Source organism: Erwinia sp. 1181_3 (genome assembly GCF_052824965.1).
Genome location: NZ_VTDE01000001.1, coordinates 216,625 through 238,889 on the forward strand (window position 1 = coordinate 216,625; position 22,265 = coordinate 238,889).

The 22,265-nt window shown below is 52.7% G+C and carries 22 protein-coding genes and 1 pseudogene; 8 read left to right on the forward strand and 15 right to left on the reverse strand.

The genetic code is table 11. The annotated features are described in order from the left end of the window. Positions 1-70: 70 nt before the first annotated feature. Positions 71-529: a DUF986 family protein gene (locus FY046_RS00980; protein ID WP_133841825.1), complete on the forward strand. Its 459-nt coding sequence runs from the start codon at positions 71-73 to the stop codon at positions 527-529. On the opposite strand, the gene rlmA is transcribed toward FY046_RS00980, so the two are convergent. From rlmA to FY046_RS01005, 5 genes and pseudogenes are all read right to left on the reverse strand, one after another. Then, the gene (gene rlmA / locus FY046_RS00985; protein WP_159336536.1) at positions 510-1,367 is read right to left on the reverse strand and encodes a 23S rRNA (guanine(745)-N(1))-methyltransferase; all 858 of its coding nucleotides are present in this window, start codon (positions 1,365-1,367) and stop codon (positions 510-512) included. The two genes, FY046_RS00980 and rlmA, sit on opposite strands and share 20 nt — an antisense overlap. 163 nt (positions 1,368-1,530) lie before the next feature. After that, on the reverse strand, positions 1,531-1,740 hold the full coding sequence (gene cspE, locus FY046_RS00990; RefSeq protein ID WP_001062678.1) for a transcription antiterminator/RNA stability regulator CspE: 210 nt from the start codon (positions 1,738-1,740) through the stop codon (positions 1,531-1,533). 88 nt (positions 1,741-1,828) lie between these two features. Continuing rightward, a pseudogene (locus tag FY046_RS00995) lies at positions 1,829-1,897 on the reverse strand (DUF2627 domain-containing protein); the annotation flags it as partial. 539 nt (positions 1,898-2,436) lie between these two features. Continuing rightward, the gene (locus FY046_RS01000) at positions 2,437-3,441 is read right to left on the reverse strand and encodes an MBL fold metallo-hydrolase (protein ID WP_133841823.1); all 1,005 of its coding nucleotides are present in this window, start codon (positions 3,439-3,441) and stop codon (positions 2,437-2,439) included. Positions 3,442-3,460: 19 nt separating this feature from the next. Continuing rightward, positions 3,461-3,736: a YebO family protein gene (locus FY046_RS01005; protein WP_133841822.1), complete on the reverse strand. Its 276-nt coding sequence runs from the start codon at positions 3,734-3,736 to the stop codon at positions 3,461-3,463. 230 nt (positions 3,737-3,966) lie between these two features. Here FY046_RS01005 and FY046_RS01010 point away from each other — a divergent pair, with 230 nt between their 5' ends. Continuing rightward, complete coding sequence (locus tag FY046_RS01010; protein WP_133841821.1) at positions 3,967-4,203, forward strand: YobH family protein; 237 nt, start codon at positions 3,967-3,969, stop codon at positions 4,201-4,203. 38 nt (positions 4,204-4,241) lie between these two features. Here the strand turns inward: FY046_RS01010 and kdgR are convergent, their stop codons facing one another. Then, positions 4,242-5,033, reverse strand: a complete 792-nt coding sequence (kdgR, locus tag FY046_RS01015; protein WP_133841820.1) for a DNA-binding transcriptional regulator KdgR — start codon at positions 5,031-5,033, stop codon at positions 4,242-4,244. Between the two features lie 188 nt (positions 5,034-5,221). On the opposite strand from kdgR, the gene FY046_RS01020 reads away from it, so the two are divergent. Next, positions 5,222-6,595 carry an MFS transporter gene (locus tag FY046_RS01020; RefSeq protein ID WP_446185605.1) on the forward strand — a complete coding sequence of 458 codons (1,374 nt, stop codon included), beginning with the start codon at positions 5,222-5,224 and terminating at the stop codon, positions 6,593-6,595. 51 nt (positions 6,596-6,646) lie between these two features. On the opposite strand, the gene htpX is transcribed toward FY046_RS01020, so the two are convergent. From htpX to FY046_RS01040, 4 genes are all read right to left on the reverse strand, one after another. Then, entirely contained in the window at positions 6,647-7,528 is an 882-nt protein-coding gene (gene htpX, locus FY046_RS01025) for a protease HtpX (protein WP_133841818.1), read from the reverse strand. Positions 7,529-7,713: 185 nt separating this feature from the next. After that, complete coding sequence (prc, locus tag FY046_RS01030; RefSeq protein WP_167863786.1) at positions 7,714-9,759, reverse strand: carboxy terminal-processing peptidase; 2,046 nt, start codon at positions 9,757-9,759, stop codon at positions 7,714-7,716. A gap of 19 nt (positions 9,760-9,778) precedes the next feature. Continuing rightward, positions 9,779-10,471: an RNA chaperone ProQ gene (proQ, locus tag FY046_RS01035; protein WP_133841816.1), complete on the reverse strand. Its 693-nt coding sequence runs from the start codon at positions 10,469-10,471 to the stop codon at positions 9,779-9,781. Positions 10,472-10,567: 96 nt separating this feature from the next. Beyond that, positions 10,568-11,068 carry a GAF domain-containing protein gene (locus tag FY046_RS01040; protein WP_133841815.1) on the reverse strand — a complete coding sequence of 167 codons (501 nt, stop codon included), beginning with the start codon at positions 11,066-11,068 and terminating at the stop codon, positions 10,568-10,570. Between the two features lie 223 nt (positions 11,069-11,291). On the opposite strand from FY046_RS01040, the gene yebS reads away from it, so the two are divergent. From yebS to rsmF, 3 genes are all read left to right on the forward strand, one after another. Continuing rightward, positions 11,292-12,536 (forward strand): membrane integrity lipid transport subunit YebS, encoded by a 1,245-nt coding sequence (yebS, locus tag FY046_RS01045; RefSeq protein ID WP_133841814.1) that lies wholly within the window; start codon positions 11,292-11,294, stop codon positions 12,534-12,536. Beyond that, positions 12,505-15,138, forward strand: coding sequence for a PqiB family protein (locus FY046_RS01050; protein WP_159336532.1), 2,634 nt, complete (start codon positions 12,505-12,507; stop codon positions 15,136-15,138). The genes yebS and FY046_RS01050 overlap by 32 nt, the downstream gene beginning before the upstream one ends. 167 nt (positions 15,139-15,305) lie before the next feature. After that, the gene (gene rsmF, locus FY046_RS01055; RefSeq protein WP_446185606.1) at positions 15,306-16,742 is read left to right on the forward strand and encodes a 16S rRNA (cytosine(1407)-C(5))-methyltransferase RsmF; all 1,437 of its coding nucleotides are present in this window, start codon (positions 15,306-15,308) and stop codon (positions 16,740-16,742) included. Between the two features lie 284 nt (positions 16,743-17,026). Here the strand turns inward: rsmF and FY046_RS01060 are convergent, their stop codons facing one another. Next, positions 17,027-17,320, reverse strand: a complete 294-nt coding sequence (locus FY046_RS01060; protein ID WP_133841811.1) for a hypothetical protein — start codon at positions 17,318-17,320, stop codon at positions 17,027-17,029. A 302-nt stretch (positions 17,321-17,622) separates the two neighbouring features. Here FY046_RS01060 and FY046_RS01065 point away from each other — a divergent pair, with 302 nt between their 5' ends. Together FY046_RS01065 and FY046_RS01070 are read left to right on the forward strand one after the other, a co-directional pair. Beyond that, positions 17,623-18,417 (forward strand): spermidine synthase, encoded by a 795-nt coding sequence (locus FY046_RS01065; RefSeq protein ID WP_159336531.1) that lies wholly within the window; start codon positions 17,623-17,625, stop codon positions 18,415-18,417. Positions 18,418-18,543: 126 nt separating this feature from the next. Continuing rightward, the gene (locus FY046_RS01070) at positions 18,544-19,674 is read left to right on the forward strand and encodes an AI-2E family transporter (protein ID WP_446185607.1); all 1,131 of its coding nucleotides are present in this window, start codon (positions 18,544-18,546) and stop codon (positions 19,672-19,674) included. Positions 19,675-19,827: 153 nt separating this feature from the next. Here the strand turns inward: FY046_RS01070 and FY046_RS01075 are convergent, their stop codons facing one another. From FY046_RS01075 to copD, 4 genes are all read right to left on the reverse strand, one after another. Continuing rightward, positions 19,828-20,187 (reverse strand): bleomycin resistance protein, encoded by a 360-nt coding sequence (locus tag FY046_RS01075; RefSeq protein WP_212812869.1) that lies wholly within the window; start codon positions 20,185-20,187, stop codon positions 19,828-19,830. Between the two features lie 67 nt (positions 20,188-20,254). Continuing rightward, positions 20,255-20,509 carry a hypothetical protein gene (locus FY046_RS01080; protein WP_421504430.1) on the reverse strand — a complete coding sequence of 85 codons (255 nt, stop codon included), beginning with the start codon at positions 20,507-20,509 and terminating at the stop codon, positions 20,255-20,257. A gap of 463 nt (positions 20,510-20,972) precedes the next feature. Further along, entirely contained in the window at positions 20,973-21,311 is a 339-nt protein-coding gene (locus tag FY046_RS01085; RefSeq protein ID WP_133841807.1) for a YebY family protein, read from the reverse strand. Positions 21,312-21,373: 62 nt separating this feature from the next. Continuing rightward, positions 21,374-22,264, reverse strand: coding sequence for a copper homeostasis membrane protein CopD (copD, locus tag FY046_RS01090; protein WP_446185608.1), 891 nt, complete (start codon positions 22,262-22,264; stop codon positions 21,374-21,376). Between the last annotated feature and the right edge of the window lies 1 nt (position 22,265).

A 22,265-nucleotide genomic window follows, 5' to 3' on the forward strand; every position in this document is an offset into this window, starting at 1 on the left:
GAACCAGGATGTGTTCATCACATATTCTCTCAGGGGCCAGCACAGTCTGGCCCTTTTTTTGGACGCTGATATGTTTTTGACTGATTACCTGATTATTCTGTTTATTGTTTTGATTTTTCTTTATGGGCTTTACGACGAACTGATCATGGACCGTTTGCAGGGTCCAACGCGGCTGAAAGTCCTGTTGCAACGGCGTAATAAGCTCGACAGCCTGATTTTCATCGTCCTGCTGGGTATTCTCTTATACAAGAATGTGAGTGACCAGGGTCCGCAGATCACCACTCTGTTGCTCATGGCGCTGGGTGCGTTGACGGCGTGGTTATTCTGGATACGCGCACCGAAGCTGCTGCTAAAGCAGCATGGTTTTTTCTACGCTAACGTTTTTATCCCCTGGGGGCGTATCAGCGCCATCAACCTGTCTGAAGATGGCGTGCTGGTGATTGCACTGGAAAACCGTCGTTTACTGATCCATGTGCGTCAGCTCGACGATCTGGAGAAGATTTATCAGGTTATGCTGGAGAGTCGCTAACATCCATCGCGATGACAGAAGCGCTGTCGCGCTGCCACAGACGCAGGGTGAAGTCGGTCTCACAGGAGAACTGTTCGGTGGTGGCAAGAATTCCCCACACTTCAGGGCGCGCACGCCAGGCGAAAGGCGTCATCTGCAACAAGGCGCCAGACTCTTCGCTGTTCAATGTCATGGGATAGCTTAGCTGCTGCTCTTCGACCAGCGTAAAGCCAGGCATCTCTTCAGGCGTGGTATCGTGCAACTGCACATCCTGGTAAATCAGCGCTTTAAACTGCATCAGATGGCGTGGACCGGGCGTCACTGTCAACACGTAGCCCTGAGGTCTGACTACGCGTGCCAACTCCTCAGCCTTGCAGGGTGCGTAGATGCGCAGCACGGCATCAAACTGATTATCACTGAACGGCAGACGATGGCTGGAAGCCACGCAGAACTCAACGTTGCCATAACGCTTTGCCCCGGCACGAACGGCAATCTTCGCCACATCCAGACCGTAGACTTTCGCCTCCCCCTGCGCTTCCAGGCGGTTGGCCACTTCATGGGTGTAATACCCCTCCCCACAGCCAATATCCAGCACGCTGACAGGCGGCTGTGGCAAAACACGCACCAGTAAATCACAGACCTGTTGTTGCAGCGGCTGGTAGTGCCCGGCATCCAGGAAGTTGCGTCTTGCCTGCATCATGTCAGCGCTGTCACCCGGCTGTTTAGAGCGTTTATGCTGTACCGGCAACAAATTGACGTAGCCCTCTTTCGCCTGATCAAACTGATGATGATTTGAGCAGCTGTAAATACGCTGATTAAACAGCAGCGGTTGCTGGCAGAGAGGACACTGGTACGACATAACAACACTCCATAAACAGATGACGCGGCAGTTTACTGTAAACCCCGATGAAAATCCCGCAGACAATGACGCAAAAAAGCCCCGTCATTTCTGACGAGGCTTTAGTATTCAGATTTCAGCCTGGATTACACGCAGGGCGGCAATGACAGGCTCAGATCGAAAATTAGATAGCGGTGACGTTCACAGCAGCAGGGCCTTTCTGGCCGTCCTGAATTTCGAACTCAACGTTCTGGCCTTCAGCCAGAGTTTTGAAGCCATTACCCTGGATTGCAGAGAAATGTACGAATACATCTTTGCTGCCGTCAGCAGGAGTGATGAAACCAAAACCTTTAGACTCGTTGAACCACTTAACCTGACCTTTAATCTTTGCCATTTTGCAAATTCCTTAGAGTGTTTATTCGCCCGTGGGCTTTACTTACAGAAAAACCAGAGACATAACTGCATGAGGCACTAAATTAAAGATCGGCAAGGAAGTGGAATTCAACGTCAACGTCTTTACTCAGAACTTCTTTACTGAAGATGCCATACATAAACAGAACTGTACCTCGTTTTACCCGAATGTTTTATCACATATCCGTTAATTAATGGCAAGTCATTTTTAAACAGAGATAGTGATGTCGCACACATTTGAAACGATAGCCGATACAGATTGCACGTACATGCATGACGCTTCATCAACGATGAACACCTCATTCCCCTGCTGCCCCCTTTCACTGCCTGCTCAGGCTGAGCGATATTTTAAACCGCAGATGCCATGAAGTCTATGCTGATAAGGTGTAAACCTTATATTTTGCGCGAAAATTATTGCATAAATATGGCAAAGCATTGACGAAAGTTATCGTTGATAAACACACAATAACGGGAGTAAGGCCACCTCCACTTGTACAAAAATCCGGCATTAGCGCCAGTGTATATTTGTATTGCACCAAAATCATGAAAGTCGCTAACTCATTGCCCCATTTAAAAGCATTGATCTGACCCCGCGTATTATCACAATCAAATCACTCTATTTGCATTATTAGATCCGGGTTCTTAATTTTCACTGCGATATAAGAAAACAGAGTTAAGGTCAATCCGAATCGATATTATCCAGCAGCATTTTACCTCCGATTATCCACGGCTTAAAACGGGTCAAATCCAGCCCTGCGGACAGCATTGCCTGCTCCAGTACCTGAGGGGGTTCATCCAGTGATTCATCGGCAAGCTCAAATACCCCCCAGTGGATCGGGATCGTCACAGGCTCACCTATTGCCTGATGGAGCGAGACGGCCTGGTCAGGGTCCATATGCTGAGACTGCATGAACCATTTTGGTGCATAAGCACCGACCGGCAAGGCAGCAAGTGTAAACGGCCCTAACCGTCTTGGGATCTCCAGTAACCCCTCCCAATAACCGCTGTCGCCGCTAAACCAGAAATTAAGCGTCTGACTTTTTATGACCCAGCCGCACCACAATGAACGATTTCGGTCCCACAGCGTACGCATACTCCAGTGGCGTGCAGGCACTGCGTGAAAGGTTAACCCGTACGCCTGAGTCTGCTGCCACCAGTCGAGCGGCACGACCTGACGTGCACCGCGATGCTTAAACCACGTTTCCAATCCTAGCGGCACCACAAAGGTGACCTGCGGAAAACGACGTAGAATTTTTTTTATCGTTGGACGATCAAGGTGGTCGTAATGATTGTGGGAGATCAGCACCACATCCAGCCTGGGTAAATCCTCAATCGCCAGCGCAGACGGCGTTTGACGCTGTGGACCATAAAAACTAAGGGGGGAAGCGCGTAATGAGAGCGCAGGATCGATCAGGGTATAATGTCCGGCGGTACGTAGCAGCATGCAGGCATGACCCAGCCACCAGACGGCATCCTGTTCACCGCTAAGATCGGCGGGCTGCCACCATTGCCTGATGAACTGTTCATAGCCTTGCGCCGGGGGCCGGGGTAATCCCTGCTGCTTACGTTCTTGCCGCCAGCGTTTGAGATCGCCGTTCTGGCGCAAATCTGGCTCCAGGTTACGAAACCCCTCCGGGGTATGGTGAGGTTTTTCAGGGTCGTACCAGGGATTCTGCCAGGCCATTGACGGCTCCTTGATGAAATTAACGCTCCGGAATCAGACGGGTAAAATCTTTGTTCTCAGCGGTATCCGTGGTTTTTTCTGCCTGCTCTTTACCCGCAACCGAATCGGTCAGACGGCGCAGCAACACATTTTGTTTTTTCTGCTCTTCCAGCAGCGCTTCCAGCAACTGAATTTGCTGATTTGCCCTGACGCTGGCCCGATTAACAAAAAACCAGACTACCAGCCCAATAATGACCAGGACAGTCACCACACCCATTGATGCGATATCCATCGCACCTGTCGTCATTTCGTTCATACATGCCTCAAAACTGAAAATGGGCTACCGAAGTACGTTAGCGCCGCCGAGATGATTTTACCTGCTCGGGCGTTAATTGATAGCTGCATCACAAAATACTCAACGTACTGCGACAGAAATGTTCCGCGCTTTCAGTATCCTCTTATCGTTTTTAGTACCAGTAACCTGCATGGTGCTATGCTTAGCGCGGGCAGTGAGGACACCGCCTGAACAATAATAAGGGGATACACATGAAATTTTTGCTACGGATCGTTGCATTGCTGGTCATCATCTGGCTGGCAATGCTATTGACAGGCTATGGCGTTCTGACAGGCAGCAACAAAAATGTCGCGGGAATGGGGCTTCAGTGCCAGTATCTGACAGCACGCGGCATGGTGATTGCGCAGTATCTGCATACTGATAGCGGGATCATCGGCGTGACAGACTGTCCTCTGCTGAGGAAGAGCTCGGAAGTGGTCGACAACTGACAGACAATCGGGCCAGCGCACTGCTGGCCCATTCCGTATCAGAAAGGATAGTCGTGGTAGCCCATCTGCTCGGAGATGTTTTTCGCCGCCTGATGCAGCATCGCGACGTATCCTTTTTTATGTTCTTCTGAGAAACGAATGGTCGGGAATGAAATACTCAGACCAGCAATCACCACGCCGAAGCGATCAAAGACTGGCACCGCAATACAGCGTAGACCTTCTTCCTGCTCTTCATTATCCTCACCAAAGCCCTGAGAACGCACCTGGTCCAGCGCAGGTAACAGTGCTGCAGCGCTGTCGAGCGTCCTTGACGTGCTGCGGGTAAACTCGACACCCGTCAGAATCTCCTCGACTTCTGCGCGGTCTCGCCAGGCCAGCAGCACTTTACCAATTGCCGTGCTGTGGAGTGGATTACGACGACCAATACGGGAATACATACGCAGGTTGTATAATGAATCCACCTTATGGATGTAAACAATACTGTCTTCTTCCAGGGCCCCAAGGTGGATCGTTTCTTTCGTCTGACGCGAAATATCACGCATCTGTACATCGGCACTGCGGATCAGATCGACATTCTGTAATGCTTTTGCGCCCAGCTCGAACAGTTTAAGGGTCAGCGCATACTTCTCAGACTCCCCTTCCTGTGAGACGTAGCCCAGGGTTTTCATGGTCTGCAGAAAACGGTAAACGGTACTTTTCGACATCATCACCCGCTGCGAAAGCTCGGTGATTCCATTTTCACGTTCCTCGCCCAGCGCCTGCAAAATGCCAAACACTTTCATGACCGAAGAGACGGAGTCTGGTTGTTTATCTGAATCGGCACTGATCATGTTTTACCTTTAAGTGTTTTATAAAAAATGGAACGCTATTTCCATTATACGGCCCGCACCCTGAGTGTGCAACGACCTGCGTGTGATGACGGACACATCCGGTGATAGTTTTCAGCCAGTTACAGACTGGAAAAAATCGTAAAAACCATTAGCATGGTGATATTCGCCCCTCTGACTATTTCATCACCATGCCGCCTGAATCACCGACTGACGGTTTACCGTTACCCCAACGCTACGGGGCCATTGTGGCCATTGCGCTCGGCATTACTGTCGCTGTGCTTGATGGTGCCATTGCCAACGTCGCACTACCGACCATCGCCCGCGAGCTTCATGCCAGCCCGGCACAGTCCATCTGGATTGTGAATGCCTACCAGCTGGCGATTATTGTCTCGTTGCTGTCGCTCTCTTTTCTGGGTGATATGCTGGGTTATCGCCGCGTTTACCAGTGCGGCCTGGTGCTGTTTACCTGCACGTCATTATTCTGCGCGCTTTCTGACTCACTGAGCATGTTAACCTTCGCCCGCGTGTTGCAAGGGTTCGGCGGCGCAGCGCTGATGAGCGTCAACACCGCACTGATACGTATTATCTATCCCCAGCGCCACCTCGGGCGCGGTATGGGAATTAATTCGCTGATTGTCGCCGTCTCCAGCGCCGCGGGGCCAACGGTGGCCGCTGCGATACTGTCTTTCGCCTCCTGGCAGTGGCTGTTTCTGATCAATATCCCGGTCGGCATTGCCGCACTGTATCTCGCCCTGCGTTTCCTGCCAGACAATCAGCAGAAGTCTCAGGGGCAGCGTTTTGACGTCGCCAGCGGTGTGATGAACGCTCTCACCTTCGGCCTGCTTATCTCGCTGCTGAGTGGGTTCGCCCAGGGGGTGGATGGCAGGCTACTGTTGGCAGAGCTGTTGTTGCTCCTGGTTGTTGGCACCCTGTTTATTCGCCGTCAGCTTAGAATGACATTTCCGCTGCTGCCGGTGGATCTTTTCCGCATCCCGGTCTTTGCATTGTCAATTGGCACATCGGTCTGTTCTTTCTGTGCGCAGATGCTGGCGATGGTTTCACTGCCGTTCTTTTTGCAAAGCGCACTGGGGCGGAGCGAGGTCGCCACGGGGCTGCTGCTAACGCCGTGGCCGCTGGCCACCATGGTGATGGCACCGATTGCTGGCAGGCTGATTGAACGCGTTCACACCGGGCTATTGGGCGCTATTGGGCTGGCAATGTTTGCCAGCGGGTTATTTGCTCTGGCTTTGTTGCCTGCCAGCCCGGCTGACGGCGATATTATCTGGCGAATGATACTGTGCGGTGCCGGATTTGGTCTGTTCCAGTCGCCCAACAACCACACAATTATCTCTTCTGCCCCGCGCCATCGTAGCGGGGGTGCCAGCGGGATGCTGGGTACGGCAAGACTGCTGGGTCAGGCCAGCGGTGCTGCGTTGGTGGCACTGATGTTTAACCTCTTTGCCACCCAGGGTACTCATCTTTCGCTGCTACTGGCAGGCAGCTTCGCCACCGTAGCCGCGCTGGTCAGCGCCCTGCGCATCACTCAACCACGTAACGTTTGAGCATAAAAAAACCCGCCAGAAGGCGGGTTTTTTACTTAAAAAGGTGGGTGGTTACTTCAGGTATTCACCACTACGCAGCGCTTCAATACGTTTGTCCAGCGGCGGGTGAGACATAAACAGCTCACTCAGCGACTTAGACTTCCCGTTGATGCAGAACGCCATCATGCTGCTGGCTTCCTGTGGCTCATAACTGGTTTTAAGGCGTTGCAGCGCGGCAATCATCTTCTCACGGCCGGCCAGACGTGCAGCCCCCGCGTCCGCATGGAACTCACGGTGACGTGAGAACCACATGGTGATGATGCTGGCAACAATACCAAAGACCAGCTCCAGTACCATTGAAACCACAAAATACACCATCGGGTTACCGTTGCTGCCCCCTTCTTCATCGCGGTTGCCAGACATAAAGCCTGCCGCCAGCTGCGCTAAAATACGCGAGATGAAGATCACAAAGGTGTTCACAATACCCTGAATCAGCGTCATGGTGACCATGTCACCGTTAGCGATATGGCTAATTTCATGTGCCAGCACCGCTTCTGCTTCATCACGGCTCATGTTCTGCAACAGGCCGGTTGATACCGCGACCAGTGAAGCATCACGACGCGCACCCGTTGCAAAAGCATTGATATCGGGCGCATGGTACACAGCCACCTGCGGCATCGCGATGCCTGCCTGCTGTGCCTGGCGGCCTACGGTTTCCATCAGCCAGCGTTCGGTTTCATTACGCGGCTGTTCAATCACTTCACCGCCGACGGAACGTAACGCCATCCATTTCGACATCAGCAGTGAAACAAACGCACCGCCGAAGCCAAACAGACCCGCCATGATCATCAGGCCCATAACACTGCTTGACTGGATCCCTGTCAGGCTGAGGATCAGCCCGAACACCACCATAACCCCAAGGTTGGTTAACAGGAAAAGAGCAATACGCATCATAAAATTTATTCTTCCTCAGTTATTCCGCTATTCGCGTAACACCATCGTAAGGTCAATACTGTGCATTTCAAGCACTCTTAATCTTTAAGTGCTTAAAAAGACATAACTTTACACTTTGTCTTACTTTTTACGCACCACGCCAGGAGGGAATAAAAAAGGCACAGCGAATGCTGTGCCTGTTGGGCTTATTTCGCCGCGGCTGGGGTCGCTGGCGGCTGCTGTTTTTCCAGCTGCGCCAAGTCTTCAGCAATCTTCACCGTTTCATCGAGATACGGGTCAGGCTCTTTATAATCTTTCGGCAAATCGTCCAGTTTCACCAGGGCCTTTTTGCCTTCTGCTTTCAGACGCGCATTGATGCGTTCCAGACGCAGAGCATCATCTTCCCGGTTCTCTTTTTCACGCTCGGCCAGATTGAGCGAGATGATATTGCGCTTCTCTTTATTCGCATTGAAACGAGCAATATCTTTGATGATGTACTGGAACTCTGCATCTTTCGCGATGCGATCCTGATGTTGCTGGATCAGTTTCGGTTCCAGCGGCTTGAGGTCACCCATTTTCACGTAGGTCGCGGCTTTAACGCTGTCCCACGGCAAGGCATTGTCCTCAAACTTCTCGCCGGTTTCCACCGCTTCCACGCCGGTCGGCATCAGCAGATCAGGGGTCACCCCTTTCCGTTGTGTGCTGCCGCCGTTGATACGATAGAACTTCTGAATGGTGTACTGTACAGATCCCAACGCTGGCCACTCAGGGCGCAACATCTGATCGTAGATACGGTTCAGTGAGCGATACTGCTGCACGGTGCCTTTACCGAACGTCGGTTCACCGACAATCAGCGCACGGCCATAATCCTGCATTGCAGCGGCAAAGATTTCAGACGCTGAAGCACTGAAGCGGTCAACCAGCACCACCAGCGCACCTTTGTAATAGGTCACACCGTCGTTGTCGCTATCCTGACGAATTTTGCCGTTATTATCACGCACCTGCACAACAGGGCCGCCCGGGATAAACAGACCAGAAAGCGATACCGCTTCCGTCAGAGCCCCACCGCCGTTAGTACGCAGGTCGATAACAATACTGTCAACATTCTGCTTTTGCAGTTTCTGCAACTGCACTTTCACGTCATCGGTCAGACCAACATAGAAGCCGGGGATATCCAGCACGCCGACTTTCTGTTTGCCAACGTTATGCACGGTCATTTTCACCGCGCGATCTTCCAGACGGATTTTTTCACGCGTCAGCGTGACGGTACGGGTTTTGGTTCCTTTACCGGCAGGCAGGATCTCCAGGCGAACTTTGCTGCCTTTTGGCCCTTTAATCTGCGCAACCACATCGTCCAGACGCCAGCCGATCACATCGACCACCGGCTTACCTGGCTGGCCAACACCGACAATGCGATCGCCAACGGTGATCGTTTTGCTCTTGGCTGCAGGGCCACCCGCCACCATGGAATTGATCACGGTGTAGTCATCATCCATTTGCAGCACCGCACCAATACCTTCCAGAGACAGGCTCATTTCGGTATTGAACTGCTCGGTGTTACGTGGAGAGAGGTAGTTGGTATGCGGATCAATTTCGTGCGCAAATGCCGTCATTGCCAGCTGGAAGACGTCCTCGCTATTGCTTTGCGCCAGACGGCGTACCGCGAACTGATAACGTTTAGTCAGAACTTCACGGATCTCTTTCTCATCTTTACCGGCCAGCTTGAGGCTCAGCTCATCATATTTGACCTTCGCGTCCCACAGGGCGTTGAGCTCTGCGGTGCTTTTAGGCCATGGCGCTTTGCTGCGGTCGATATCAATGGTGTCATTGCCGGTGAAAACCATCGGCTTATTCAGCACGGAGAGTGCGTACTGATAACGTTCAAAACGGCGTTTCTGTGTCAGATTGTAGAGATCATAAAACGCCGAAAGCTGGCCGGTTTTTAACTCGTCGCCCAGCGTCGTTTTCTTGTCCGCATATTGCGTAATATCCGACTCCAGCAACACATTGTGGCTGTAGTCGAGCAAGTTCAGATAGCGCTCAAAGATTTTAACGGAAAAATCTTTGTCGAGATCGAACTGGCGATAATGGGAACGGGTGAAACGGGAGGTCACACGCTCACTGACAGTGGCATGCTGTGCTTCCTGATGTAACTGCGGGATTTGATCGGCGCGCGAGATATTGTCAGCCGCAAAAACATTGCCTGCGATAAACAGGCCCGCAATGATGGTGCTTTTAAAAAGAGTGTTCATGCCCTGATTAGCCTCCGTATCAGAACTGCAAGTGTTCTGCGCGTACTATCATTGCCAGGCCGGAAGCTAACTGCACCCGAACGCCATCTTTTGAAATTTCCAAAATAGTGGCATCCATTGCACTTTTACCTGCGGTAACTTTAATGCTCTGGCCAACTTGCAACGCTGATGTGTCGGTAACCGGTTTGCGTGGCTCCGGCTGAGTTTCTACACGAGGTGCGGAAGAGCCTGATTCGACCTGAGGACGAGCGGGTTTGCTGCGCACTTTACGTGGCTGCTCACCTTCTGCCGCAGGTTTACGAACAGGTTTGCGCGGACGACGCGGTGTGGTTTCTTCACCCGCTTCACGCTTTTTCGCCTGCTGCTGTTCGCGTTGTGCCTGCACACGCGCTTTGGCTTCTTCAAGCTGTTTACGCGCATGTTCAACATGCTGTTCGTCCAGTTGGCCACAGGCATTACCATCAAGGTCAACACGCGCTGCGCCAGCTTTGATGCCATAAAGATAGCGCCAGCTGGAAGTGTAAAGACGCAGTGCTGAACGAAGCTGAGTTTTGCTCAAGTTCATTTCGCCCTGCACGCGGTCGACTAAATCCTGAAAGATGCCGATTTTAAGTGGTCGTGCTTCCCCTTCTGCGCTAAAGCATTGTGGAAAACGCTCTGCCAGAAAGGCGATGACTTCTTTGGTGCTATTCAACTTAGGTTGATTTTCCATGAAATTTCCTGATTACAACGGGTTTGCCAATCAGCGCGGGCATGAACAGGCGTCATTATAATGACACCATCAGCAATTGCTACGTGATCCAGCGCTTTAGGTGCGTTTCATGTGAATAAATTTTTCCACATCCGATCCGGCAAGCACCTCACAAAGCCCGTCCGTCAACGCTTTTAGCCCCGCTTCATCCTCACTGTCAAAGCGGTTATATTCCACACTATCAATGTCCAAAACACCAATAACACTGCCATTAACCACCAGCGGCAACACAATTTCTGCATTACTGGCGGCATCACAAGCGATATGTCCGGGGAATGCGTGCACATCATCAACGCGCTGAACGGTATTCTCTGCCACGGCCGTTCCACAGACACCACGCCCCACAGGAATACGCACACAGGCGATTTTCCCCTGGAATGGCCCCAGAACCAGCGTTTTTTCTTCCGTTAACAAATAAAAACCTGCCCAGTTAACCCCATCAAGACGTTCGTATAAAAGCGCGCTACAATTGCCCATCACCGCCAGAAAGCTGGTTTCGCCACTGAGTAAGGCACGCATATCACGATTGAGGTCGGTATAAAATTCTGCTTTTGTCATTGTTTAACCATTGTAGAAACGAAGACGACACCGTCAGGCTGCATCGCCCGAAAAATTAAGCATTAAAAAACCAGCGGATCAGATGAATCATTCTGTTAGTTACTATAACCTTAGAATTATCCGAATACTGAAGCATGGCTATACTGAGTCTTGCTCTCATGGCGTTAATCAGCCTAACCCTGCCCTGCACCTGCGCTGTTTGGGCTAAAGCACGATCGGGAATATGAAAATACACGCCATCAGTCATGCTCTGCCACAGGCACGTTATCAGCGATGTCCCCAATGTGATACCCTTTTTTCCTTACCAGATGTGAAATCACGCCAGTCAGCACACTGCCCGCGTTGCAATGCGCTTATCCTTAATGGACGTGACTGGTCAATGACGCGTCTGGCGGCCATGGCCGTCACCATGATGTTGCTGATGCCGTTCGCATTTAATGAATCGTTAATGTCGGTGCGTCTGCTGGGAACCAATATTTATGCCAGCCTGCTGGGCGGCATCATGCAGATGGCGCAACAGGGCGATGTGATCACCGCTGCGATGGTGGCGTTCTGTACCATTGGTGCACCGGTGACGCTGGTCGCCTCCATTGCTTACCTCTATTTTGGTGAAAAACTGGGCATGAACCTGCGCCCGGTGCTCCTGATGCTCGACCGCTTAAAAGAGTGGGTGATGCTGGATATTTATCTGGTGGGCGTCGCCATTGCCTCCATCAAGGTTCAGGACTATGCGGCGATTACGCCAGGCATTGGGCTGATTGCTTTCATTATATTGACGCTACTGAGCCTGCTGACGTTAATTCACCTGAATGTTGAACAGCTGTGGCATCGTTTTTATCCGCAGCCAAACCCCAATGTCCCCCTCGTACAATTGCAGGTTTGTCTGAGCTGCCACCACACCGGGGTCGCCGATGATCGTGGACGTTGCACACGCTGCCACACTCCACTGCGTTTTCGCCGTCACTTCAGCCTGCAAAAATCCTGGGCATCACTGATTGCCTCCATCGTGTTGCTGATCCCGGCAAACCTGCTGCCGATCTCAATCATCTATTTGAACGGCGCGCGTCAGGAAGACACGATTCTTTCCGGGATACTTTCGCTGGCCTCCGGTAATATTCCGGTGGCCGCCGTGGTGTTTATTGCCAGTATCCTGGTGCCCTTCACTAAGGTCATCGTGTTACTGACGCTGTTAATCAGCATTCACTTTAATTGCGAACAGGGGCTGAAAACCCGCATACGCCTGTTGCGCGTGGTGAAATGGGTTGGCCGCTGGTCAATGCTCGATCTCTTCGTTATTTCGTTAACCATGTCGCTGGTCAATCGCGACCAGCTTCTGGCTTTTACAATGGGACCCGCTGCGTTCTACTTCGGATCGGCGGTCATACTTACTATCCTTGCCGTTGAGTGGCTGGATAGCCGTTTACTTTGGGATGCTCATGCAACAGGAAACGCCGACTACACCGACTAGCGCACGCATCAAAAATCGGCGCAAAATATCGCCGTTCTGGTTGCTGCCCTTTATTGCGCTGCTGATTGCCGGCTGGCTGATCTGGACCAATTACCAGGAGCGCGGCACCACGGTCACCATCGATTTCGCTACCGCCGACGGTATTGTGCCCGGCCGCACGCCAGTGCGTTACCAGGGGGTGGAAGTCGGTCTGGTGCAGGGCATCAGCATGACTGACGATCTGCGCACCATTAAGATCAAGGCCAGTATTAAAAGCGATATGAAGGATGCGCTGCGTGAAGATACGCAGTTCTGGCTGGTCACGCCCAAAGCCTCACTGGCCGGTGTTTCCGGCCTGGATGCGCTGGTTGGCGGGAACTACATCGGGATGATGCCCGGTAAAGGCGAACCGCGCGAGAACTTTGTTGCGCTGGATACTCAGCCGAAATACCGCGTCAATACGGGTGAAATGATGATCCACTTGCATGCCCCGGATCTCGGTGCATTGAACAGCGGATCGCTGGTCTATTTCCGCAAAATCCCGGTCGGACGCGTCTACGACTATAGCCTGAATTCGGGCAACAAGGGCGTGACCATCGACGTACTGATTGAACGGCGTTTCACTAATCTGGTGAAAAAAGAGAGCCGCTTCTGGAATGTTTCAGGCGTGAAAGCTGATGTCGGCCTCAGCGGTGCAAAAGTGCAGCTGGAAAGCCTGGCCGCGCTGGTCAATGGCGCTATTGCTTTCGATTCACCAGAAACATCGGAGGCCGCGAAATCCGACGACACCTATGCCCTCTACCCTGACCTGGCGCAAAGCCAGCGCGGCGTGATGATTTCGCTCGATCTGCCAGATGGTAAGAATTTGAAAGAAGGCAGTACTCCGCTGATGTATCAGGGACTGGAGGTCGGCACGCTGACAAAAATGACGCTGCTGGACAGCGGCAAAGTCAGCGGTGAACTGACCCTCGACCCGTCCGTGACCAGCCTGATGCGCACGGGAACCCGCATTGAAATGCGTAGCCCGAAAATTAGCCTGAGCGATACCAGCCTCAGCAGCCTGCTGACAGGCAATACGCTTGAGCTGATCCCGGGTGACGGTGAGCCACAAAATCATTATACGGTCTTGCCAAGCAATGAATCGCTGTTACAGCAACCCAACGCGCTTGAGCTGACGCTCAATGCCCCGGAAAGCTACGGCATTGATGCCGGGCAGCCGCTGATGCTGCACGGAATGCGCATTGGACAGGTGATCAAGCGTACCCTGAATGAAAAAGGCGTAACCTTTAATGTTGCCGTGGCGGCCGAGTACCGCCATCTGGTGCATGGTGACAGCAAATTTATCATTAACAGCCGCCTGGATGTGAAGCTCGGCATAGACGGAATGGAAGTGCTGGGCGCCAGCGCCCGCGAGTGGGTCGACGGGGGCATTCGCCTCGATCCGGGTAACAAAGGCGCGGTGAAAACCCGTTATCCGCTGTATGCCAACAGCGAGAAAGCGGAGGAAGGCATTCTCGGTGACACTCTGCCCACCACCCTCACCCTGACCGCCAGCAGTCTGCCCGACATCCAGGCAGGTTCTGTGGTGCTTTTCCGTAAGTTCCAGGTGGGTGAGATTGTCAGCGTGAACCCGCGCTCCGATGCTTTCGACGTCAACGTACATATCAAGCCGGAGTACCGACGCCTGCTGACACAAAGCAGCGTCTTCTGGGCCGAAGGCGGTGCACGCGTGCAGTTGAACGGTAGCGGCCTGACCGTGCAGGCCTCACCGTTGAATCGTGCACTGAAGGGCGCCATCAGCTTTGATAATTTATCCGGTGCGGGCGTCGGTTTAACCCGTCAGGATAAACGCGTTCTGTATGACTCAGAGACCACAGCCCGCGCCGTGGGCAGCCAGATCACCCTGCGGACTTATGATGCCAGTAAGCTGTCAGCGGGTATGCCGATTCGTTATCTCGGCATCACCATTGGGCAGTTAGAATCACTGGCACTGGGGGCCGATAATAATCAGGTGATCGCCAAAGCGGTGCTCTACCCTGAATACGTGCAGGATTTCGCCCGTCTTGGCACCCGCTTCTCCGTGGTATCGCCGCAGATTTCGGCTGCCGGCGTTAACCACCTGGAAACCTTGCTTCAGCCTTATATCAACGTAGACCCAGGCAAAGGCCGTGCTCAGCGCACCTTTGAGCTCCAGGAATCCACCATCACCGATGCGCGTTATCTTGACGGACTGAATGTGGTGATGGACGCACCGGAAGGCGGTTCACTGTCGGTCGGTACGCCAGTGCTGTTCCGCGGCGTGGAAGTCGGTACGGTGACAGGGACATCACTGGGAGCAATGGCCGACCGCGTACAGATTACGCTGCGCATCAGTAAGAAATATCAACACCTCGTGCGTAATAACTCGGTGTTCTGGCTGGCATCGGGCTACAACCTGAAATTTGGGCTGATCGGTGGGGTGGTGAAAACCGGAACCTTCCAGCAGTTCATTCAGGGTGGTATCGCCTTCGCCACACCACCAACCGTGCCGCTGGCTCCGCAAGCCTCTTCCGGTAAACACTTCCTGCTGGAGGAAGAGGAACCGAAAGAGTGGCGCAAATGGGGTACCGCACTGCCACAGTAGTGGTGTAAACAGGGCAAAACACAGCGGGGCCTTATGTCGCAACATAAGGCCCCGCTCTTTATCCGCGACATTTTATAGGAAAAAAACAGATTTTTTTGGCTTCTTATTTTTTACCACTGTCATGACCATGCTAAACTGCAAGCACTTATTTCCCCTGGATTCAGCCTGTGTCTCACTCTTCCCGCGTCTATTTTCCGCAAGCCTTTCTCGATCAAATGCAGCAGTTACTGCCAGATAACACCGAATACGAACGTTTTCTCGCCATCAGTGAGCAACCTCTTCGCCGCAGCCTTCGCGTCAATACGTTAAAAATCAGCGTGGCGGACTTTCTCGTACAGGTGGCGCCGTATCAGTGGGCATTAACGCCGATTCCCTGGTGTGCAGAAGGATTCTGGATCAGCCGTGACGATGCCGACACGCTGCCGCTGGGCAGCACCGCTGAACACCTCGCCGGGCTATTCTACATCCAGGAAGCCAGCTCGATGCTACCGGTCAGTGCACTGTTTTCCGGTGATACCTCTCCTGAGCGGATTATGGATATGGCGGCAGCGCCAGGTTCAAAAACCACGCAGATTGCTGCCAGGATGAAGAATCATGGCGCCATCCTTGCCAATGAATTCTCCGCCAGCCGCGTGAAAGTGCTGCACGCTAACCTTAGCCGCTGCGGCGTGAGCAATACCGCAATGACCCATTTCGATGGACGCGTCTTCGGCCCGGCGCTACCCGAGTGCTTTGACGCTATTCTGCTGGATGCCCCCTGCTCGGGTGAAGGTGTCATCCGCAAAGATGCGGACGCCCTGCGTAACTGGTCTGAAGCCAGCACCGCCGAGATTGCCGCCACGCAGCAAGATTTGATCAACAGTGCGTTTCATGCCCTGCGCCCGGGTGGCACGCTGGTTTACTCCACCTGCACCCTGAACCGCAGTGAAAATCAGCAGGTCATTACCTGGTTGCAGGAACAGTACCCGAATGCCGTAGAGATTGAACCCCTGAACTCGCTGTTCGAGGGAGCGGAAAAGGCGGCCACGCCGGAGGGTTTCCTCCATGTGTTCCCGCACATTTTCGACAGCGAAGGCTTCTTTGTTGCACGTCTGCGCAAAACGGCAAGCGTGCCTCCTCTGCCGGTGCCCGGCTATAAAGTGGGGAAACCGCCCTTCAGCCCGCTCAATCGTAAACAGCAGGAAGAGGTGATCGCCGCGGCGGCAAAATCGGGACTGCGCTGGGAAGATGACATGGCGCTGTGGCAGCGTGACAAAGAGCTGTGGCTGTTCCCGCGCGCGATAGAAGCATTGCTGGGCCGCGTACGTTTCTCTCGAATCGGCCTGAAGCTGGCAGAAACATTCCCGAAAGGTTACCGCTGGCAGCATGAAGCCGCTATCGCGTTGGCTGATCCGGCGGCACCTCATGCTGTTGAATTGAGCAGCAGTGAAGCGGAAGAGTGGTATCGTGGGCGGGATATCTATCCTGAGCATGAACTGCCGGGTGATGAGCTGATCATTTGTTATCAGCAGCAGCCGATTGGTATAGCCAAAAAGGTCGGTAGCCGCATTAAAAATAGCTACCCCCGAGAACTGGTACGCGACGGCAAGCTGTTCAGCGTGTAACTCACTGGCGGTTTTTCGGAGCCGCCATTGACGTTATGGCACGGCCAATTGGCACGATATTGAGGCATGGTTTATCGCAATTGCTTTAAAATGATGTCTTTCTGACCTTCACGGATTTCACAGAGATGAGCAAACGCAGGCAGTTTTATCTGACGCTGGCCCTGATTACCACAGGCAGTTTATTAATTATTGAGGTGCTGGCGCGACTGGTACATTTGATTATCGTGGGATAGGCGAGATAAGCAGACAGGAATACAAGGGCCATCACAGCCCCGATAACAGAATTATTTCAGTGCGCGCGGATTTTTACGCAGTGAACCACTCCAGCTAAAATCTTTCACTTCGCTCTCTTTTGCCGCAGACGGTTTACGTGGTTTCTTAGCCAGTACCACTTTGCTGCTTTCGCGCACAACGCGCTCTTTCATCACTAACCGCTTGGCCTCTTTGAGGATTTCTTTCTCTTCTTTCTTACTGGCGACGTGACTGAGTTTATCGGTCAACGTTTTAACCCGCTGCTCCACCAATACTTTTTCATCATCCGTAAACTGGTCGATGGAAATTTCTTTCTCGCTTTTCATGCAACAGGCTCCTGGCCAGTCATCAGTGTTACGGTTATCCGCAGCACCGGGCCACCTGACATCGTAGAGTGCCGGGCGATGATGCACAAGCCATGATGGCAGAAAGTGGGGTTGAATCGTCCTTATTTCATCATGAAACCCTCATGCTACGATATTTTGCGTGATTTCTTGCGGGTAAAAACCATCGGGGGCTGCCTTTATGCGAACAACACGCATTGCTCTGCCCTGCGGTTAAATGTAAACATAGTATAAAAATGATCATCAAGGACTCGGCTCCGGCTGAGCGCCACGGAATCACCATCATGTCTGACAACGATGTTTACACTTCTTCCATGCTGTTTCGCATTCGGGGCGACATTGTGGCCACCGCTGAGGATGCACACGGTGAGGTCACCGTGATCGATAACAAGGTCTACCGCCTTCTGAGCTTTGACCGGGTTTTCGAGCAAAGCAAAATGCAGAAAAGCAACCCGATGATCCCCGTACATAAATACATTTGTGCCATGTTGATGGCTACGGCGCTGACTCCCGCGAACCGCATTCTGGTGCTGGGTCTGGGTGGCGGATGCCTGATACGACCGCTGTTTGCAGGTAACCCACAGATCGTCATTGATGCCGTGGAGCTGCGTCAGGTGGTGCTGGATGTTGCCCTGGCGCATTTTCACCTGCCGGTAACCCCAGATATTCACTATCGGGTGGAAGATGCCGCCGATTTCATGGCGCAGGCAGACCCTGCCCGCTACTCACTGATTTTTTCTGACCTGTATTCCGCCAGCGCCATTGTGCCCCTGCAGTCGTCACGTGAGTTTTTGCGTCAATGCGCGCAAACGTTACAGCCCAACGGTTGGCTGGTACTGAACCATCCTCAGGCCCCGGATGAAGACTCCGCGTTTTCCGATGCACTCACAACCCTGTTTCGCACTGTGCTCTATTGCACCACGCCCAGTGGCAATGTGGTGATCTATGCCAGCGTCGGGCATTGCAGCACGCCGCTGACGCAACTGCGCGCCATGATGAAAGCCAGCGGCGAAGGGTATCAATCTGATTTCTCCCTGCTGGCGCATAAAATTTATCGCTGGCCTGGCCAACAGACCTGATACCGTTGCTTAGACTTCATTTCCTTTAAATTTTCCGGCGAACATTGCTGGTAACCGGAGCGTGGTCTATTTTTAGCGATCAAAGGGAATACGTTCATTACCGAGACCATAAACAGAGACAATAAAATGATCATTCAGGGCATTAGTAAGGGATTCTTTATCTTTATACTGGCGGCAACCACGCTGGCTTTTTTTCACATCCTGGGGCCTTATTTTTCGGCGATCCTCTGGGCCGCCATTCTGGCGATTATTTTCCATCCACTTAAAACCAAAATCAGAAAACATCTTGGCGATAAAAACGGCCTGGCATCGCTGCTGACGTTGTTGGTGATCTGCCTGATTGTATTTATCCCACTGGCCGTGGTCGCCTCCTCACTGGCGGTAGAGTTCAACGCCCTCTACAACCGTTTGCAGGGTAACCAGACCGAACTCACCACGGTGGCAGCAAGCGTTATCAATCATTTACCCGAATGGTTGCGTCACTTCCTGCAAGAAAACAACATGAACGATGCCAGTGCCATTCAGGAAAAGCTGTCTGGTGTGGCGATGAAAGGCGGCCAGTTCTTTGCGGGTAGCCTGATGATGATTGGTAAAAGCACCTTCAGCTTTGCCATCGGCTTTGGTGTGATGCTGTATCTGCTGTTCTTCCTTCTGAAAGATGGAGCCTATCTTGTCGGCCTGGCGCTGGATGCCATTCCGCTGTCGCAGTTTGTTAAACAACATCTGTTTGTGAAGTTTGCGGCGGTATCACGCGCAACGGTTAAAGGCACCATCGTCGTAGCTGCAGTACAGGGTGCGCTGGGTGGCATTGCATTCTGGTTTGCGGATATTCAGGGCAGTATTTTATGGGGGTCGCTGATGGCCTTCCTGTCACTGATCCCGGCGGTTGGTTCAGCGATTATCTGGCTGCCTGTGGTGCTGTATTTCTTCTTCACCGGTGCGATGGTGAAAGGTCTGGCACTGACGTTCTTCTTTGTGGTGGTCATCGGTCTTATCGATAACATCCTGCGCCCACTGCTGGTGGGGAAAGACACCAAGATGCCGGACTACCTGATTCTCATTTCGACCCTCGGTGGTATGGAAATCTATGGTCTCAATGGCTTCGTGATTGGTCCCTTGATTGCCGCGCTGTTTATCTCCTGCTGGAACCTGTTGTCCGGTAAGGACCATAAAGGCAATACCGATGGGATTGATCCTGACTTTATCGAGGAAGGACAGACACATCAGGAAGGTCTGGAAAAAGAGAACGAATCATAAAATTACGGGGCTGATACAGGCCCCGTTTTTTATAGAGAAAAGCCCCACTTTGACGTTAAATCAAAATGAGTCCGATCCTAATGCAAGACAAGATCTGGTTAGCCTCTTACCTGCCGGAAGGCAATAAGGAGACGGAACCAGCACCCTCCTGACTCAATTGCTAATCAGTCGGATCAACGTTCCATCATGGTCCACCAGCGCCCCCACTCTCAATCCCCAGGGCTGTTCGCGGGGTGGATGAATACGCGGGAAATCTTCGCACTTCTCCTCAATACCGGCGTCCTGCAACACCGCATAAAACCCATCGAGATCATCCAGCCGCAGACAGCAGCTAAACCAGCTACTGTAAGGGTCAAGATCCTTATGCGGGAAGAACTCCAGCGTCAGATCCCCACGTAGCATAATCAACCAGTGCTCATCTTTATATTGCGTGGTAAAACCAATCTGACGATAAAAATGTTCTGTCTCAGTGAAATTCCGCGAGGGCAGATTAGGCGTGGCGCGATCGGTCATCCGAGGCTCCTTAAGAGGCAGCGAGCATCATTCCCCTGCAACATCATTGCTGGGGCAAAATGTTGGCTTACTCAGCGTTGGTGGGATTTTCTTTATAGACACGATTTCCGTACCACACCACCGCCGCCCCAATCAGCATCGCAATGATAACGTAGGGGATCTTGTCCTCTTCCGTGCCCCCTATTCCGCCTGCCGAGAGAAAATACAGCCCGGCAATCAGCGCAAGGATCACCTTCTTCACATTGTTAATGGGTTTCATACAGATACTGCGTACCGCCCATGCACCCAACATCAATCCCAGCAGCCCCAACATGGTTCCCATTGCAATACCCTTTTGTACATGTGATTTATTGATATCGGGCATCGGAACCCGTGGCAGCGTAACGCCGCAGTGCAAGTTGCCCATGTAGCGGCAAGCCGTTGAAGATACTGCGTTATGTTAGGGGGAAAAGCAAACGGAGGTGGGGATGTTGGGATTGGGGGCACGGTTATAGCGTCGATACAAAATCGCTTCCAAAAAAAGACCAAAGACGATTCCTGTCTTTGGTCCAGGGAAAGGGCTCTTTTCAGAGCCGTGCGCTAAAAGTTGGCATTATTGCAGGCGATTCGCCTTGCACTTTAAAAGATAGACCAGTTGTGGGGGTTTACCAGCCAGTTGTAAACAACGTAATAACTGATTGTTAGCATTGTGATCGCGGCGGCAGAAACGGGCGGGCTGCGCTTTTCAGCGAGAGTGGAATGGGAAATAACTGGCGCACCGAAAGGTATGCGCCAGCGTCGTGCAATCAGTTACAGAGCTTTTCGGCGCGCGCGATAATCGGGGCCAGGCTCTTCTTCTGGCCCGGGTTGGCCGGGTCGTCAGCCAGAATCTTACTGATTGGGAATCCGGCCTTTATCTGGCCCGCTTTGACTTTGGCTTCCGCCGCATCATTCAGCGGATATTGCACCAGCGTGCCATCGTTAATGGCGAGCAGCACGTTGCCTTTTTCACAGCTTAACATCATCTCTTCACGCACAAACGGCCAGTTCTCTTTGCCCATATCGAAACGGCTCACGGTTTCGATGCCAGCCATTGCACTGCTGCTGATGCCCAGTGCGACGCAAAATAATGCCAACTTTTTCATCTTGTTAGTACCTCAAACGATAAAACATAAACTGAATCGGGATAAGCGAAAACAGGTGTTGATCAGGCAGGTTCGAGTGTGGCAAAAATGCCCACCACCAGCAGTACCACCGCCGCCAGAGCGATCTCCACCAGCGTACTGGTGATAAACGACTGCTGCGCCCCTGCCCCGCTATGCTGAAAACGCGGTACCAGCCAGTAGCGGTTAAACAGAGCAATGCCCATCATTACGCCAACCAGCAGGGATTTCAGCACCAGCAGCTGGCTGTAGAGGCGGAAACTGGCAGGCGGCCAGCCGAGCAGCAGCAACGCATTGATCACCCCGCTGATGACCACCAGCATGACGGCCAGATGACCGTAGCGAGAAAAACGCATCATGGTGCTAATGGCATCGTAACGATGCTCGGGGCTCCGCGCTGCGCGCATCAGGTAAACGACAGGAAGCAGGCCACCCGCCCAGAATGCCGCGCTCAGCAGATGCACTGTCTGATTGGCGCGCTGGAATACACCGCTCCAGCCATCCAGCATCGCAGCATGTCCGGTAAAGGCCAGCCCGCAGAGCTGCAATACGGCTAACAGCAACACCGTCTGCTGGCACAACTGCCCACTCAGTCGTCTGCGAAAGCACAGCACCAGACAACACAGTACGGCCAGCGCCAGTTGCCACTGCCATGCGCGGCCAAACTGCGTCTGTAGCACCGCCAGCCAGATATCACCTTCAAGCGTATCCTGCCAGCCGTCCCCCATCTGTCCTGTCTGTGCCGCGAGCAACAGTAGCGCACTCAGCAGCGTCAGCCCTGTACTCACCCGGATTAACGGCATCAGCCGCCGGGTAAGATCGGCGCGATAACGTGCCGGAGCCAGCAACGTCGTGGTGACTCCGGCCCCGACCAGCGACATCAGTGCGCAGAAATGCAGCCAGCGGCACAGAATATAGAAGCCCGTGAGTGACATA